At 61.7% G+C, this 15047-nt stretch carries 15 protein-coding genes; 3 read left to right on the top strand and 12 right to left on the bottom strand.

Annotated features, from left to right (window positions below; all coding sequences use genetic code 11):
* Window positions 1–194: 194 nt before the first annotated feature.
* The 5 genes from AC07Y2_RS23315 to ribBA all read right to left on the bottom strand — a co-directional run bounded on the left by AC07Y2_RS23315 (window position 195) and on the right by ribBA (window position 5424).
* Window positions 195–1349, bottom strand: a complete 1155-nt coding sequence (locus AC07Y2_RS23315) for an ABC transporter ATP-binding protein (RefSeq protein WP_103386950.1) — start codon at window positions 1347–1349, stop codon at window positions 195–197.
* 17 nt (window positions 1350–1366) lie between these two features.
* On the bottom strand, window positions 1367–2176 hold the full coding sequence (locus tag AC07Y2_RS23310) for an ABC transporter permease (protein WP_007957396.1): 810 nt from the start codon (window positions 2174–2176) through the stop codon (window positions 1367–1369).
* A gap of 6 nt (window positions 2177–2182) precedes the next feature.
* Complete coding sequence (locus AC07Y2_RS23305) at window positions 2183–3127, bottom strand: ABC transporter permease (RefSeq protein WP_178082880.1); 945 nt, start codon at window positions 3125–3127, stop codon at window positions 2183–2185.
* Window positions 3124–4149 (bottom strand): ABC transporter substrate-binding protein, encoded by a 1026-nt coding sequence (locus tag AC07Y2_RS23300; protein WP_039766887.1) that lies wholly within the window; start codon window positions 4147–4149, stop codon window positions 3124–3126. Before AC07Y2_RS23300 ends, AC07Y2_RS23305 begins: the two co-directional genes overlap by 4 nt.
* Before the next feature lie 165 nt (window positions 4150–4314).
* Window positions 4315–5424: a bifunctional 3,4-dihydroxy-2-butanone-4-phosphate synthase/GTP cyclohydrolase II gene (ribBA, locus tag AC07Y2_RS23295; protein WP_039766885.1), complete on the bottom strand. Its 1110-nt coding sequence runs from the start codon at window positions 5422–5424 to the stop codon at window positions 4315–4317.
* Window positions 5425–5489: 65 nt separating this feature from the next.
* Here ribBA and AC07Y2_RS23290 point away from each other — a divergent pair, with 65 nt between their 5' ends.
* Window positions 5490–5783 carry a DUF1330 domain-containing protein gene (locus AC07Y2_RS23290; RefSeq protein ID WP_103386952.1) on the top strand — a complete coding sequence of 98 codons (294 nt, stop codon included), beginning with the start codon at window positions 5490–5492 and terminating at the stop codon, window positions 5781–5783.
* A 157-nt stretch (window positions 5784–5940) separates the two neighbouring features.
* On the opposite strand, the gene AC07Y2_RS23285 is transcribed toward AC07Y2_RS23290, so the two are convergent.
* Genes AC07Y2_RS23285 through AC07Y2_RS23255 form a run of 7 tightly spaced genes read right to left on the bottom strand, consistent with a single transcriptional unit; the run spans window position 5941 to window position 11144 of the window.
* The gene (locus AC07Y2_RS23285; RefSeq protein ID WP_007957402.1) at window positions 5941–6504 is read right to left on the bottom strand and encodes an NUDIX hydrolase; all 564 of its coding nucleotides are present in this window, start codon (window positions 6502–6504) and stop codon (window positions 5941–5943) included.
* A gap of 1 nt (window position 6505) precedes the next feature.
* Entirely contained in the window at window positions 6506–7258 is a 753-nt protein-coding gene (locus AC07Y2_RS23280; protein ID WP_039766879.1) for a GntR family transcriptional regulator, read from the bottom strand.
* Between the two features lie 58 nt (window positions 7259–7316).
* A complete protein-coding gene (locus tag AC07Y2_RS23275; RefSeq protein ID WP_103386953.1) occupies window positions 7317–7700 on the bottom strand; it encodes a carboxymuconolactone decarboxylase family protein in 384 nt (127 codons plus the stop codon).
* 11 nt (window positions 7701–7711) lie between these two features.
* Window positions 7712–8197 (bottom strand): flavin reductase family protein, encoded by a 486-nt coding sequence (locus AC07Y2_RS23270; RefSeq protein ID WP_074688589.1) that lies wholly within the window; start codon window positions 8195–8197, stop codon window positions 7712–7714.
* Between the two features lie 12 nt (window positions 8198–8209).
* Window positions 8210–9691, bottom strand: a complete 1482-nt coding sequence (locus AC07Y2_RS23265) for an aldehyde dehydrogenase (protein ID WP_103386954.1) — start codon at window positions 9689–9691, stop codon at window positions 8210–8212.
* The gene (locus AC07Y2_RS23260; protein WP_039766874.1) at window positions 9688–10521 is read right to left on the bottom strand and encodes an alpha/beta fold hydrolase; all 834 of its coding nucleotides are present in this window, start codon (window positions 10519–10521) and stop codon (window positions 9688–9690) included. The genes AC07Y2_RS23265 and AC07Y2_RS23260 overlap by 4 nt, the downstream gene beginning before the upstream one ends.
* 32 nt (window positions 10522–10553) lie before the next feature.
* A complete protein-coding gene (locus AC07Y2_RS23255; RefSeq protein WP_007957412.1) occupies window positions 10554–11144 on the bottom strand; it encodes an amino acid synthesis family protein in 591 nt (196 codons plus the stop codon).
* A 324-nt stretch (window positions 11145–11468) separates the two neighbouring features.
* On the opposite strand from AC07Y2_RS23255, the gene AC07Y2_RS23250 reads away from it, so the two are divergent.
* Complete coding sequence (locus AC07Y2_RS23250) at window positions 11469–12497, top strand: WD40/YVTN/BNR-like repeat-containing protein (RefSeq protein WP_103386955.1); 1029 nt, start codon at window positions 11469–11471, stop codon at window positions 12495–12497.
* Between the two features lie 28 nt (window positions 12498–12525).
* Complete coding sequence (locus tag AC07Y2_RS23245) at window positions 12526–14910, top strand: efflux RND transporter permease subunit (RefSeq protein WP_007957414.1); 2385 nt, start codon at window positions 12526–12528, stop codon at window positions 14908–14910.
* Window positions 14911–15047 lie beyond the last annotated feature (137 nt).

Raw genomic sequence — 15047 nt, 5'->3', positions numbered from 1 at the left:
CCGATTGGGGAATATTCGAGAAGTACGCCGACCTGAAAGCTCCGCAGTGAATCCATAATCGCCGCCGACCAGAATGCTGTGCCAAATCCACAATCGACTCGGTTTTTCAGGTCGATGTACAGCGCAAGACACCTCGGTCGGCTCCCTCTCCCTCCGGGAGAGGGCTGGGGTGAGGGCGGGCAGGCGACTCGGTGTTAATGAGCCCCCGCCGCTTTGTTCAAATCGCTCTCAGCCCACTCGGTATAGACGCAAGCATCCGCCGTCGCCCAACGCACCCGAACCGGATCCCCAGCCTTCAGCGGCATCCCCGCCGCCGACAACGCCTTCACCGTCATCGAAGTCCCGCCTGACGTCACCACACTGCACGTCTGACTCTCACCCAGAAACAACACCTCGACCACCTTCGCCGAAACCTCGTTCCAACCCGCCGCCAGCGGTTCATCGATCGCCTGCTGCACACTCAACGCCAAAGCCTTTTCCGGACGCACCATCAGCAAAACATCCTGCCCGGTCTGCAATCCGGCAGTCAGGCGAATCGACAGCGACTGCCCCTCAAAACTCGCCGCCGCATTGCCCTGCGCCTTGAGCTTGAGAAAGTTCGAGTTACCCAGAAACGACGCCACAAATGCATTCGGCGGATTCTGATAAAGGTCATAACCGCTGCCGAGCCCGACAATCTTGCCGTGACTGAAAATCGCGATGCGCTGGGACAGGCGCATGGCTTCTTCCTGGTCGTGGGTCACGTAGACGATGGTGATGCCGAGGCGGCGGTGCAGTTGGCGCAATTCGTCCTGAAGGTCTTCGCGCAGTTTCTTGTCCAGCGCACCGAGCGGTTCGTCCATCAGCAGAATGCGTGGCTCGTAAACCAGAGCGCGAGCGATGGCGACCCGTTGCTGCTGGCCGCCGGACAGTTGCGAAGGGCGGCGATGGGCGAATTGTTCGAGCTGCACCAGTTTCAGCATCGCATCGACGCGCTTGTCACGTTCAGCGGCGGCGAGTTTGCGGATCGCCAGCGGGAACGCAATGTTGTCGCGCACCGACAGATGCGGGAACAGCGAATAGCGCTGGAACACCATGCCGATGTCGCGCTTGTGCGGCGGCACATTCACCAGCGACTGGCCATTGACCAGGATCTCGCCGCTGCTCGGGGTTTCGAAGCCGGCGAGCATCGACAGCGTGGTGCTTTTGCCCGAGCCGCTGGAGCCGAGAAAGGTCAGGAATTCGCCGTCCTTGATGTCCAGCGAGATGTTGTCCACGGCCGCGAAATCGCCGTAGTGCTTGTTCAGGTTGCGCAGGCTGACCAGGGGTTTGTCGTTCTGCTGGGATGCGTCTTTGATCACGGCACTCATGTCGTACTCCTGGGCGCTCAGGCGCTGATTTCGTTGCGCCGGCGCAGCGCGGCGGCGATCACCATGACCAATACCGACAGGCCGATCAGCAGCGTCGAGGCGACGGCGATCACGGGCGTCAGGTCCTGGCGCAGGGTGGTCCACATTTTCACGGGAAGGGTTTGCAGGGTCGGGCTGGCCATCATCACGCTGAGCACCACTTCGTCCCACGAAACCAGAAAGGCGAAGAGGGCGCCGGCCACCATCCCCGGACGGATCGCCGGAAAGGTCACCTTGAACACCGCTTGCAGGCGTGACGCACCGCAGATAACCGCCGCGTCTTCAATCGACTGATCGAACAGCTTCAGCGAGTTGATGATCGAGATGATGGTGAACGGCAGCGCGACGATCACGTGGCTGACGACGAAGGCGAACATCGTCCCGGTGTAGCCGAGCTTGAGGAACAGCGCGTACACCGCCACGGCGATGATCACCAGCGGCACGATCATCGGCAGGGTGAACAGGCCATAGAGCATTTCCCGGCCGGGAAAGCGCCCGCGCACCAGCGCAAAGGCCGTCGGCAAACCGAGGGCGACGGCGCAGATCGTGGTCAGCACCGCGACCTTGAGGCTGGCCAGTGCCGCGCTCATCCAGTCAGCGTTGGAGAAGAACTGCACGTACCATTTCAGCGTCCAGCCCGGCGGCGGGAACACCAGCCACTGGGACGAACCGAACGACAGCAGGACGATGAATACGATCGGCAACAGCAGGAACAGGCCGATCAGCCCGGTGGTGAAATACAGGCCGAAGCGCATCCGGCGACTCATGGCATTGGGCGTCAGGAGCATCTCGGCTTACCTCGCGTTACTGGCGCCAACCGGGGATTCCGGTTGCAGCTTCAGGTAGACGTAGAACAGCACCAGCGTGATGACGATCAGCAACGCGGCGCCGGCGCTGGCCAGGCCCCAGTTGAGGAACGACTGCACCTGCTGAATGATGAATTCCGGCAGCATCATGTTCTGCGCCCCGCCCAGCAGCGCCGGAGTGACGTAGTAACCGAGCGACATCACGAACACCATCAACCCACCGGACGCCAGACCCGGCCGGCACAGCGGCAGGAACACCCGGAAGAAGTTGGTCCAGGGACTCGCGCCACAGATCGAACCGGCCTGCAGGATCATCGGGTCGATGGCCTGCATGGTCGCCTGCAACGGCAGCACGATGAACGGGATCATGATGTAGCTCATGCCGATCACCACCCCGGTCAGGTTGTGCACCATTTCCAACGGCTGATCGATGATGCCCAGCGCCATCAGCGCCTTATTGATGACGCCCGAAGCCTGCAACAGCACCAGCCACGAATAGGTGCGGGCGAGGAGGCTGGTCCACATCGACAGCAGCACGATGTTGAGGATCCAGCGGCCCCAGCCCCGTGGCACCAGGGTGATTGCCCAGGCCAGCGGAAAGCCCAGCAGCAGGCTGAACACCGTCACCAATCCCGCCACCGAAAAGGTGTTGAACAGCACACGGGCATACGCCGAGTTGGCGAACAGTTGTTCATAGTTGCCAAGGCCCGGCACCGGCTCCAGCACGCCGCGCAGCAACAAGCCAATCAGCGGTGCGAGAAAGAACAGACCGAGGAACAACAGCGCCGGCGCGAGATTGCCGGCGCCGCGCCAGCGTTGCTTGAGGGACGGGGCTTGCGCCATTGCACTCGCCTTGCCGGATGCCAGGCCGGCAGCGCTCGCGGCGCTCCCGGTGGCAGTGGAGGGACGGGACGCGGTGGCCGCCATTTTCATTTGACCAGCCATTCGTTCCACCGTGTCGCGATGGCCGGACCGTTCTTGGCCCAGTACGCGAAATCAAGAGTGATCTGATCCTTAGCGTAGGCAGTCGGCAGGTTCGGGGCCAGCGTCGAATCCAGACGCTGCACACTGTCGACGTTGACCGGGGCGTAGGCGGTCAGGTTGGAGAAGTCGGCCTGGCCCTTCGCGCTACTGGCGCTGGCCAGAAACTTCATCGCCGCGTCCTTGTTTTTCGCGCCCTTTGGCACCACCAGAATGTCGGCCATGACCAGGTTCTGTTTCCAGCTCACGCCGACCGGTGCGCCGTCTTCCTGCAGGGCGTGAATCCGGCCGTTCCAGAACTGGCCCATGCTCGCTTCACCGGAGGCCAGCAGTTGCTGCGACTGCGCGCCGCCGCCCCACCAGACGATGTCTTTCTTGATGGTGTCGAGTTTCTTGAAGGCGCGATCCAGGTCCAGCGGGTAGAGCTTGTCGGCGGCTACGCCGTCGGCGAGCAGTGCCAGTTCAAGCACGCCCGGGCTCGGCCATTTATAGAGGGCGCGTTTGCCGGGGAAGGTCTTGGTGTCGAACAGCGCGCTCCAGTCCTGCGGCTTGTTGGCGCCGAGTTTGCCCTCGTTGTAGCCGAGGACGAAGGAGAAGAAGAACGAGCCGACGCCGTAGTCGCTGACGAAACGCGGGTCGATCTTGTCGCGCTGGATCTGTTTGAAATCGAGGGGTTCGAGCAGGCCTTCGGCAGCGGCGCGCAGGGCGAAGTCAGCTTCGACATCGACCACGTCCCATTGCACGTTGCCGCTTTCGACCATGGCCTTGAGTTTGCCGTAGTCGGTCGGGCCGTCCTGCACGACGGTGATGCCGCTGGCCTTGCTGAACGGATCGGCCCAGGCCTGTTTCTGCGCATCCTGGGTGCTACCGCCCCAGCTGACAAAGTTCACACTCTCGGCGGCCATCGCGGCCTGACCGGTCACGCTCAGCAGTCCCGCAAGAAAGATCGCGGTTGCAGCTTTGTTCAACACCATTTTTACGCCCTCATTGTTGTGTTTTTGAGCGGGCTTGCGTTGTTGCCCGCCTGTCGGGAGCAGTAGCTGGACGGTTCTTTGATTGTCCGGTCTATGGAATATCATATTATGGTATTCCAAACTTTGTGCAAGCACTTTGCCGTACCGGCTATCTGGCAAACGGGGTTATTCGGTGAACGGAATGCTCTCAACCACCTCAAGATCGTAGCCAGTCAACCCGGCATATTTCAGCGGCGGCCCCAAGTGGCGCAGCTTGCCGACGCCCAGGTTCTGCAGAATCTGCGCCCCGGTGCCGACCTCTGAATAGATCCGCGATTGCGAGCGACTGAACTGCCGTGGCGGCTGAGTCAGTTGCGGAATGCGCTCCAGCAGCGCCTGGGAAGACTCATGATTGGCCAGCACCACGACCACGCCATGCCCCTCGGCCGCGACCCGTTGCAGTGCTGCCCACAACGTCCAGTTCGTCGGCCCGCTGTACTCGGCACCCACCAGATCGCGCAGCGGATCGATCACATGCACGCGCACCAGCGTCGGTTCCTCACGGCGCAGCTCGCCCATGACCATCGCCATGTGCACGCCGCCCTCGATGCGATCTTCGAAAGTAATCAAACGGAAGGTGCCATGCACCGTCGGCAGTTCCCGCTCGCCGATGCGCTCGATGGTGTGTTCAGTGCTCAGGCGATAGTGGATCAGGTCGGCGATGGTGCCGATCTTGATCCCGTGCTTGCGCGCGAAGATTTCCAGATCCGGACGACGGGCCATGGTGCCGTCGTCGTTCATCACCTCGACGATCACCGAGGCCGGCGTGAAACCCGCCAGCCGCGCCAGATCGCAACCAGCCTCGGTGTGACCGGCACGGGTCAGCACGCCACCTTCCTTGGCGCGCAACGGAAAGATATGGCCCGGCTGCACCAGGTCTTCTGCGCGTGCGTTCGGCGCCACCGCAGCGGCCACCGTACAGGCGCGGTCGGCTGCGGAAATGCCAGTAGTCACACCGACCGCCGCTTCGATGGAAACCGTGAACGCGGTGCTGAACACGCTGCCATTGCTCGGCACCATTTGCTCCAGCCCCAGGCGCTGGCAATGATCGTCGGTCAACGTCAGACAAATCAGCCCTCGAGCCTCACGGGCCATGAAACTGATCGCCTCGGGCGTGCAACGGTCGGCGGCCAGCAACAGGTCACCTTCGTTTTCCCGATCCTCGTCATCGACCAGCAACACCATTTTGCCGAGGCGATAATCTTCGATGATTTCTTCGATGCTGTTGAAGGCCATGCTGGACTCTCGATGTGGATGAAGTTCGTGGTATACCATAATACAAAATCAACCAAGAGGTCACTATGAAGGCGTACTGGATTGCTCACGTGGACATCACCGATCCCGATCACTACAGCCAATACACCCAGCGCGCGCCGAAAGCGTTCGCCGAGTACGGCGCGAGGTTTTTAGCCAGAGGCGGGCGCAGCGAAGCGATGGAAGGTCGGACGACACCACAGCGCAGCGTGGTGATTGAGTTCGACAGCTACGAGCAGGCGGTGGCGTGCTACCGCTCGGCGGCGTACCAGGAAGCGAAGAGCTATCGCGAGGAGTGGGCGAGGGCGGAGATCATCATTGTGGAAGGGATGGCGCCGTAACGGCTTGCTTTGATCGTTCCCACGCTCTGCGTGGGAATGCAGCCCGGGACGCTCCGCGTCCCTTCCACAGCCGAACGCGGAGCGTCCGTTGAGGCATTCCCACGCGGACGGTTCGACGCCTCGACGTGGGAACGATCAGACGGCGCGGGCAGCACGATCAACGCATGAAATGAATCTTGCCGCTGTCGTCATTGCCCATGTACATGCCATAAACCCCGGCCTGGCGTTCCTCGATGTAGCGTTCGAGGATCTGCCGGATCGCCGGGTAGTAGATCTGCTCCCACGGGATGTCTTCCGGGGCGAAGAATTTGCAGGCGAGGGTTTCCGGGCCGTACTGGCCGGTGATCTCCAGCGCGAGGGCGCGGAAGATGATGTAGACCTCGCTGATCTTCGGCACGCTGAAGATCGAATACGGCGAGACGATTTCCGCGCGTACGCCGCTTTCTTCCCAGACTTCGCGCAGGGCGGCCTGTTCGGTGGTTTCGCCGCTTTCCATGAAGCCGGCGGGCAAGGTCCAGGTGCCGGGGCGCGGGGGAATCGCCCTTTGGCACAAGAGGTATTTGCCGTCCTGCTCGATGATGCAGCCGGCGATGATCTTCGGGTTTACATAGTGGATGTAGCCGCAGCCGCGGCACATCAGGCGCTCGTGCGTATCGCCCGGCGGCACCTGCTGACCGAGGTCAGCGCCACCGCATTTCGGGCAAAAGCTCGGGCTGAACATGTCAGTGACCTATGCGCGGTTCTTTCAGCGCGATGGGCAGGGTGATTGGCGGTGTGTCGCCGGTCTCTTCCTGTTTGCGCTTGAGGTAATCAAGGGCCACGGCGGCTGCGGCGCGCACGTGATCGACGCACGCCTGATGCGCCGCCAGCGGATCGCCGCTCTTGATCGCCTCGACCATTTTTTCCATCTCGTGATTACTGGCGCCGCGACGGTTTTCCTGGGACACCGACGTTGCGCGCAGATAGCTGATCCGCGCCTGCAACTGACGCAACTGGGTGGCCGCGACATGGTTGCCTGAGCCTTCCAGCAACACGTCGTAGAAACCCTGCACCGAATCGATCACCTGTTGCAGCTCGCCGTCCTTGAGTGCCTTGCGGTTCTCGTCGAGGGCTTTTTCCAGGGCCTTGATGTCCTTGGCCTTGGCGCGCAGGGTGAACAGCTGGACGATCAGGCCTTCGAGTACGCAACGAAGTTCATAGATGTCGACGGCATCGGCGAGGGTGATGATCGCCACGCGCGGACCCTTGGCGTCGGCGAATTCCACCAAGCCTTCGGATTCCAGGTGACGCAAGGCTTCACGCACCGACGTACGGCTCACGCCCAGGCGATCGCACAGATCGCGCTCCACCAGGCGATCGCCGGGCAGCAGCTGGAAGTTCATGATGGCGCTTCGCAGTTTATCCAGCACGATTTCGCGCAGGGTGACGGGGTTGCGATTGACCTTGAAGCTGTCGTCGAGTGGCAGGCGTTTCATGGGGTCCGCTCTTTAAGGTGGCTGTCCATGCCAGACGGGCATCAAAACAGCCGAGGGGTTAACTGGAGGCGTCGGCTTCGGCGAAGGCTTCACGGGCGAGCCGGAAACTGTCCACGGCTGCCGGGACGCCGCAATAAATACCGACCTGAAGCAGAATTTCGCGTATTTGCTCACGACTCAGGCCGTTACGCAAGGCGCCGCGCACATGCAGTTTCAGTTCGTGCGGGCGGTTGAGCGCCGAGATCATCGCCAGGTTGATCATGCTGCGCTCCTTGAGCGACAGGCCTTCACGTCCCCAGACGTGGCCCCAGCAGTATTCGGTGACCATTTCCTGCAGCGGGCGGGTGAAGTCGTCGGCATTCTCGATCGAACGCTGCACATAGGCTTCGCCCAGTACCTGGGTGCGGATCTTCAGGCCTTGCTCGTACTTTTCGTTGCTCATGTGTCCTCCGCTCAACCCAGTGTCGGCAACGCGCCGAGCTTGCCCTTGTGATAAATCATCGGCGTCACCGGCTGCTCCGGCAGGATCAGGTTCTTCACCGCGCCAACGATGATCGCGTGATCGCCACCGTCGTATTCGCGCCACAGTTCGCATTCGATGATCGCCGTGGCCTTGGCGAGGATCGGGTTACCGAGCTCGCTCAAGTGCCACTCGATGCCGTTGGCCTTGTCCTTGCCTTTGCCGGCGAAAGCATAGGCCTCGGCGGTCTGGTCGGCGGACAGCAAATGGATCGCGAAACGCTTGCTGTCGCGCAGCACCGGGTAGGTGTCGGAGGCGTAGTTGGGGCAGAACAGCACCAGCGCCGGATCAATCGACAGCGCACTGAAGGCGCTGGCGGTGATGCCGACGATGCCGCCGTCCGGGTCGAGGGTGGTGACCACCGTGACCCCGGACGGAAACGAGCTCATGACGTCTTTGTAAATGCCGGGTTCGATCATGTCGCAGGACTCCTAACGCATCACAAACGGATCAGGCATCGGCGCCTGGGAGAGGTTGATCCACACCGTTTTCAGTTCGGTGTAGGCCAGCACCGAATCGATGCCGCTTTCGCGTCCATAGCCACTGTTCTTGAAGCCGCCGATCGGTGCCATCGCCGACACCGCGCGGTAGGTGTTGACCCAGATAATCCCCGAGCGCACGTCCCGGGCCAGGCGATGGGCCCGGCCCAGATCGCGGGTCCAGATGCCGGCGGCGAGGCCGAACTGCGAGTCGTTGGCGATCGCCAGCGCTTCGGCTTCATCCTTGAAGCGGATCACCGAGGCCACCGGACCAAAGACTTCTTCCTGCATGATCTTCATCGAGTTGCGATCGCATTCGAACAGCGTCGGTTCGTAGAACCAGCCATCACCGACGCCACTCGGACGCTTGCCACCCAGACGCAGGCGCGCGCCTTCGGCGATGGCATCGGCCACCAGACCTTCAACCACCGCCAGTTGCTGCGCGGTGGCCATCGGGCCCATTTCGCTGTTGTCGTCTTGCGGATTGCCGATGCGGATGCGCTGGGCGCGCTCCACCAGTCGGCTGACGAATTCGTCGTAGATTTCATCCTGCACCAGCAGTCGCGAGCCGGATACGCAACTCTGCCCGGATGCCGCATAAATCCCGGCAATCGCACCGTTGATCGCGCTGTCGAGATCAGCGTCGGCAAAGATGATGTTCGGCGACTTGCCGCCCAGCTCCAGCGACAACTTGGCGAAGTTCTCGGCGCTGCTGCGCACCACGTGCCGGGCCGTGGCCGCGCCGCCGGTGAAGGCGATTTTGCGGATCAGCGGGTGGCGTGTGAGGGCGGCACCGGTGCTCGGGCCATAGCCGGTGACGACGTTGACCACGCCCGGCGGAATCCCGGCTTCGAGGGCCAGGCGCGCCAGTTCCAGAATGGTTGCCGAGGCATGCTCGGACGGCTTGATCACGATGGTGTTGCCGGCAGCCAGCGCCGGCGCCAGTTTGATCGCAGTCAGATAAAGCGGGCTGTTCCAGGGAATGATCGCGGCGACCACGCCCATGGCTTCGTGCACGGTGTAGGCGAACAGATCGGGTTTATCCAGCGGCAGGGTGCCGCCTTCGAGCTTGTCGGCGAGGCCGGCGGTGTAGTGGAAGAACTCCGGCAGATAACCGACCTGACCGCGGGTTTCGCGGATCAGTTTGCCGTTGTCGCGGCTTTCCAGCTGCGCCAGTTGTTCCTTGTTTTTAGCGATCAGGTCACCGAGACGACGCAGCAGTTTGCCGCGCGCGGTGGCGGTCAAACCACGCCATGCCGGGCTGTCGAAGGCGGTCTGCGCGGCTTGCACGGCGCGTTCGACGTCGGCCTCGTCAGCGTCGGGCAGCTCGGCCCAGGGCTCGGCCAGCGCCGGGTTGAGGCTTTCGAAAGTCTTGCCGGAGAGGGCGTCGACCCATTCTCCGCCGATGCACATCTGGAAGCGTGCGAGCGTCATGCAACGATCCCCTTTATATGGTTTTGTCGGGCGTGTGCGGTGTCGAGAAATTCCAGCAGCGTCTGGTTTACCAGCCGTGGCGACTCTACCGGCATCATATGCCGTTGCTCGGGCAGCACGGCAACCTTCGCGCCGGGAATGCGCGCGGCCAGTTGCTCGGCCATTTCCGGGGTCGATCCGGGGTCCAGCTCGCCGGTGGCGATCAGCGTCGGCGCCTGGATGCTGCCCAGGTCGTCGGCGCGGTACATGTCCTGGGTGGCGAACAGTTCGTAGGTGGTCAGGTAGCCTTGCGGATCATTGCCGGCCAGGGTCTGGCGGATCGCAGCGATCTGCGCCGGGTTGGCCGCCTGATATTCGCGGCTGAACCAGCGTGACAGCGCCGCTTCGGCATTCGCGTCAGGTCCGTGTTCGGCAGCCTGCGCGGTACGGGCGATGACGCCGGCGCGTTGCTCTTCGCTACGGTTGAACACACTGTTGAGCACCACCAGGCTTTTCAGGCGCTCCGGGTAATGCAGAGCAAACGCCCGCGCCACCAGGCCGCCCATGGAAAAGCCGATCACTGATGCCTCGGGCAATTGCAGGTGGTCGAGCAACTCCAGCAACTGATCGGCGTAACCGAGCAGGGCGGTGCCGCTGGCCGGTCGCGGGCTGGCGCCATGGCCGAGCATGTCGTAGGCGATCACCCGGTATTGCGTGGCCAGGCCAACGATCTGGCCGCCCCACATTTCTTTGTTCAGGCCTACGCCGTGGATCAACACCACGGGTTGGCCAACGCCTGTCGCCAGATAACTGGTGCCAGCCGGGGTGAGTTCAGCGGTGAGCCGAATCATGGAGCGCTCCTGCAATGCCTTTTTTATTGTGGTTACTGGGCTTTTTCGGCGGCCAGTTCTTCCAGATCGATGTAGCGGTTGCCGATGCGCGGGTGCAGGCGACCACCGTCGGCGCAACCGAGCACCACGACGATTTCGTCGGCGCGCGGGGCGTCTTCGATCTGCATTTCCAGGGTGATGTAGTGCGAGCGCAGGCCTTCGTCGTCCTTGTGCATCATCGGGATCTGAATCGAAGTGCCCGGACCACCGCGCTTGTTGGTGAAGCTCAGGTAGCTCTTGGCCTTGACCGCTTCGCGGTAGTGGTTGCCGAAGCGCAGGGTGTGGATCACCGCCGACGCGTGTTCGATTTCGCCATCGGCACCGACCACCGCGGCTTTGCCGTAAGCCTCGATCTTCTCGGCGCCGCCGATGATCCCCACCAGACGCTCGACCATCATCGCGCCGAGGTCCGAGCAATTGGCGCGGATCTGCGGCTTGAGGTCTTCGACAAAGCCATTGCCGACCCACGGGTTCTTCATCACGACAGCCAGGCCGACCATGGTCACCGGGGTGTCGGACGCCTTGCCGCCTTCAATGAAGGTCTCTTCGACATAGCTGACGATCTTGCGAATTTCGAAACTCATGAGCTGCTCCGTAGGGGATAAAGAGTGTCTGTGCGTCTGATGGTATACCATAATACCGATCGTGCAAGTCCCCCTCGCAAGAATCCCTGCCATCAGTCGGACGAATGCCCGCGCATTCAGCCGCCGCTGTAGTCCCTTTCGGTTAACAAAAGATAACGTTGCGCCGATTGTCAGACGTTTCGAATGCCCGATAGGATGAGCCAGCTTCCGAAGGGGCTCTGGACAGCGGGTTTCAGGACTATGCTTGTGACCAGGCAGTCACCGTGAGCACCCTTGCGGCGCCCTTAAGGTCCATGACCAACAATAATAAACAGGGGAAGGTCTATGAGTCGTTGCCGCCCGCCGGCGTTACGCAACACCGCGTTGCTGGCCACAGCACTCTCTCTGCTGGGCTTTGCCACTTTGTCGGCGCCGGTTCTCGCCGCCGAAGCGCCCGCCGACGTGGTCTATTCCACCGAATCGGCCAAGGCCTCGAAAAGCCTGATGCTCGATGTCGTTCACGCCGGAACCCGGCTGGTGGCGGTCGGGGATCGCGGGCACATTCTCTATTCCGACGACCAGGGCAAGACCTGGACCCAGGCCAAAGTGCCGAGCCGCCAGTTGCTGACCGCCGTTTATTTCGTCGATGACAAGCACGGCTGGGCCGTCGGCCACGACGCACAGATCCTCGCCAGCGAAGACGGCGGCCTGACCTGGACCAAACAGTTCGAAGACCTCAAGCGTGAATCGCCGCTGCTCGACGTCTGGTTCAAGGACGTCAACAGTGGCCTGGCCGTGGGTGCCTACGGCGCGCTGCTGGAAACCACCGATGGCGGAAAAAACTGGGAAGACGTCAGTGATCGCCTCGACAACGAAGACCAGTTCCACCTAAACGCCATCGGCGCGGTAAAAGACGCCGGTCTGTTCATCGTTGGCGAGTCGGGCAGCATGTTCCGCTCCGCCGACTGGGGCCAGACCTGGGAAAAACTCGAAGGCCCGTACGAAGGCTCGCTGTTCGGCGTGATCGGCACGGCGCAGCCGCAAACCCTGCTGGCCTACGGTCTGCGCGGCAACCTTTACCGCTCCACCGATTTCGGCAGCACCTGGGAGCAGGTCGAACTGAAAGCCGCGCGCGGTTCGCTGGAGTTCGGCCTGTCCGGTGCCACACTGCTTGCGGACGGCTCCATCGTCATCGTCGGCAACGGCGGCTCGGTGGTCAGCAGCAGTGACAACGGCGAAACCTTCAGCGTGTTCAACCGTCCGGATCGCATCTCGCTGTCGTCGGTCACCGCCGCCGGCAACGGCAATCTGATCCTGAGCGGGCAGGGTGGCGTTCGGGTCACGACTGCGAACGGCGCCGAGCTGGGCAAATGAGCCGAATCAATAATAAGAAGGCGGGGCTATGACTTCCTTGAGCACTCATCATCAGGACAAGGCGACGTTTCTCGAGCGCCTGATCTTCAACAACCGCCCGGCAGTGATCGTGATCTGCCTGCTGGTCAGCATTTTCCTGTTCTGGCAGGCCACGCTGATCCGTCCGTCCACCAGTTTCGAAAAGATGATCCCGCTCAAGCATCCGTTCATTGAAAAAATGATGGAGCACCGCAACGATCTGGCGAACCTGGGCAACACCGTGCGCATTTCGGTGGAAGCGAAGGACGGCGACATTTTCTCCAAGGAGTACATGGAGACCCTGCGTCAGATCAACGACGAGGTGTTCTACATCTCCGGCGTCGACCGTTCCGGCCTCAAGTCGCTGTGGAGCCCGAGCGTGCGCTGGACCGAAGTGACCGAGGAAGGTTTTGCCGGCGGCGAAGTGATCCCGCAGAGCTACAACGGCTCCCAGGACAGCCTCGATCTGCTGCGTAACAACGTGCTCAAGTCCGGTCAGGTCGGGCGTCTGGTGGCCAACGACTTCAAGTCGAGCATTGTCGACATCCCGCTGCTGGAGTCCTACCCGGACCCGCAGGACCAGGGCAAGCTGCTGGCGCTGGACTATCGCCAGTTTTCCCATGAGCTCGAAGACAAGATCCGCAACAAGTTCGAAGCGCAGAACCCCAACGTCAAGATCCACATCGTCGGCTTCGCCAAGAAGGTCGGTGACCTGATCGACGGCCTGGTGATGGTGGTGATGTTCTTCGGCATCGCCTTCGTCATCACCCTGATCCTGCTGTTGTGGTTCACCAACTGCCTGCGCAGCACCGTGGCGGTGTTGAGCACCACGCTGGTGGCGGTGGTCTGGCAACTCGGGTTGATGCACTTCTTCGGCTTCGGCCTCGACCCTTATTCGATGCTGGTGCCGTTCCTGATTTTCGCCATCGGCATTTCCCACGGCGTGCAGAAAATCAACGGTATCGCCCTGCAATCCGGTGAGGCCGATAACGCGTTGACGGCCGCACGGCGGACCTTCCGTCAGCTGTTCCTGCCGGGGATGATCGCGATTCTGGCGGACGCCGTCGGCTTCATCACACTGCTGATCATCGACATCGGGGTGATCCGCGAGCTGGCTATCGGCGCTTCCATCGGCGTGGCGGTGATCGTGTTCACCAACCTGATCCTGCTGCCGGTGGCGATTTCCTATGTCGGCATCAGCAAGCGTGCGATCGCCAAGAGCAAGAAGGATGCGCACCGCGAACATCCGTTCTGGCGCCTGCTGTCGAACTTCGCCAACCCGAAAGTTGCCCCGATTTCCATCGCTTTGGCGCTGGTCGCTTTCGGTGGCGGCCTCTGGTACAGCCAGAACCTGAAGATCGGCGACCTTGACCAGGGCGCGCCGGAACTGCGTCCGGACTCGCGCTACAACAAGGACAACAACTTCATCATCAGCAACTATTCGACCAGCTCCGACGTGCTGGTGGTGATGGTCAAGACCAAGTCCGAAGGCTGCTCGCGCTATGAAGCCATGGCGCCGATTGACGAACTGATGTGGAAGATGCAGAACACCGAGGGCGTGCAGTCGGCGATCTCGCTGGTGACCGTGTCCAAGCAGATGATCAAGGGCATGAACGAGGGCAACCTGAAATGGGAAACCCTGTCACGCAACCCTGACGTGCTGAACAACTCCATCGCCCGTGCTGACGGCCTGTACAACAACAGCTGCTCGCTGGCGCCGGTGCTGGTGTTCCTCAACGACCACAAGGCTGAAACCCTGGATCGCGCGGTGCATGCGGTGCAGGACTTCGCCAAGGAAAACAACAAGGAAGGCCTGGAATTCATCCTCGCCGCCGGTAACGCGGGCATCGAAGCGGCCACCAACGAGGTGATCAAGAAGTCCGAGCTGACCATCCTGATCCTGGTGTACATCTGCGTGGCGGTCATGTGCATGATCACCTTCCGCTCGTGGGCGGCGACCCTGTGCATCGTGCTGCCGCTGGTGCTGACCTCGGTGCTGGGCAACGCGCTGATGGCGTTCATGGGTATCGGCGTGAAGGTGGCGACGTTGCCGGTGGTGGCGCTGGGCGTGGGGATCGGCGTGGACTACGGCATCTACATCTACAGCCGCCTGGAAAGTTTCCTGCGTGCCGGCCTGCCGTTGCAGGAAGCCTATTACCAGACCCTGAAATCCACCGGTAAGGCAGTGCTGTTCACCGGTCTGTGCCTGGCCATCGGCGTGTGCACCTGGATCTTCTCGGCGATCAAGTTCCAGGCCGACATGGGCCTGATGCTGACCTTCATGTTGCTGTGGAACATGTTCGGTGCGCTGTGGCTGCTGCCGGCACTGGCGAAGTTTTTGATCAAGCCGGAGAAACTGGCGGGGCAGAAGGGAAATTCTCTGTTTGCTCACTGATCCGGTTGGCTGAAATGAAAAAGCCGCAACCTTGAAGGGTTGCGGCTTTTTTTATGGTGTGTGTCTCGTCCTGAATAAGGTTTACACCTTCTGGCTTCTTATCAGGAGGGTGCAATGGATTCGGGCGCAAAACGCAG

The organism is Pseudomonas sp. GW456-12-1-14-TSB6 (genome assembly GCF_059424205.1).
This window is presented reverse-complemented; position numbering and strand designations above follow the sequence as displayed.

What these genes read in the sequence shown, in the direction of transcription:
- AC07Y2_RS23315 (WP_103386950.1), bottom strand. Translation starts at nt 1,349, where the DNA reads ATGAGTGCCGTGATCAAAGACGCATCCCAGCAGAACGACAAACCCCTG.
- AC07Y2_RS23310 (WP_007957396.1), bottom strand. Translation starts at nt 2,176, where the DNA reads ATGCTCCTGACGCCCAATGCCATGAGTCGCCGGATGCGCTTCGGCCTG.
- AC07Y2_RS23305 (WP_178082880.1), bottom strand. Translation starts at nt 3,127, where the DNA reads ATGAAAATGGCGGCCACCGCGTCCCGTCCCTCCACTGCCACCGGGAGC.
- AC07Y2_RS23300 (WP_039766887.1), bottom strand. Translation starts at nt 4,149, where the DNA reads ATGGTGTTGAACAAAGCTGCAACCGCGATCTTTCTTGCGGGACTGCTG.
- ribBA (WP_039766885.1), bottom strand. Translation starts at nt 5,424, where the DNA reads ATGGCCTTCAACAGCATCGAAGAAATCATCGAAGATTATCGCCTCGGC.
- AC07Y2_RS23290 (WP_103386952.1), top strand. Translation starts at nt 5,490, where the DNA reads ATGAAGGCGTACTGGATTGCTCACGTGGACATCACCGATCCCGATCAC.
- AC07Y2_RS23285 (WP_007957402.1), bottom strand. Translation starts at nt 6,504, where the DNA reads ATGTTCAGCCCGAGCTTTTGCCCGAAATGCGGTGGCGCTGACCTCGGT.
- AC07Y2_RS23280 (WP_039766879.1), bottom strand. Translation starts at nt 7,258, where the DNA reads ATGAAACGCCTGCCACTCGACGACAGCTTCAAGGTCAATCGCAACCCC.
- AC07Y2_RS23275 (WP_103386953.1), bottom strand. Translation starts at nt 7,700, where the DNA reads ATGAGCAACGAAAAGTACGAGCAAGGCCTGAAGATCCGCACCCAGGTA.
- AC07Y2_RS23270 (WP_074688589.1), bottom strand. Translation starts at nt 8,197, where the DNA reads ATGATCGAACCCGGCATTTACAAAGACGTCATGAGCTCGTTTCCGTCC.
- AC07Y2_RS23265 (WP_103386954.1), bottom strand. Translation starts at nt 9,691, where the DNA reads ATGACGCTCGCACGCTTCCAGATGTGCATCGGCGGAGAATGGGTCGAC.
- AC07Y2_RS23260 (WP_039766874.1), bottom strand. Translation starts at nt 10,521, where the DNA reads ATGATTCGGCTCACCGCTGAACTCACCCCGGCTGGCACCAGTTATCTG.
- AC07Y2_RS23255 (WP_007957412.1), bottom strand. Translation starts at nt 11,144, where the DNA reads ATGAGTTTCGAAATTCGCAAGATCGTCAGCTATGTCGAAGAGACCTTC.
- AC07Y2_RS23250 (WP_103386955.1), top strand. Translation starts at nt 11,469, where the DNA reads ATGAGTCGTTGCCGCCCGCCGGCGTTACGCAACACCGCGTTGCTGGCC.
- AC07Y2_RS23245 (WP_007957414.1), top strand. Translation starts at nt 12,526, where the DNA reads ATGACTTCCTTGAGCACTCATCATCAGGACAAGGCGACGTTTCTCGAG.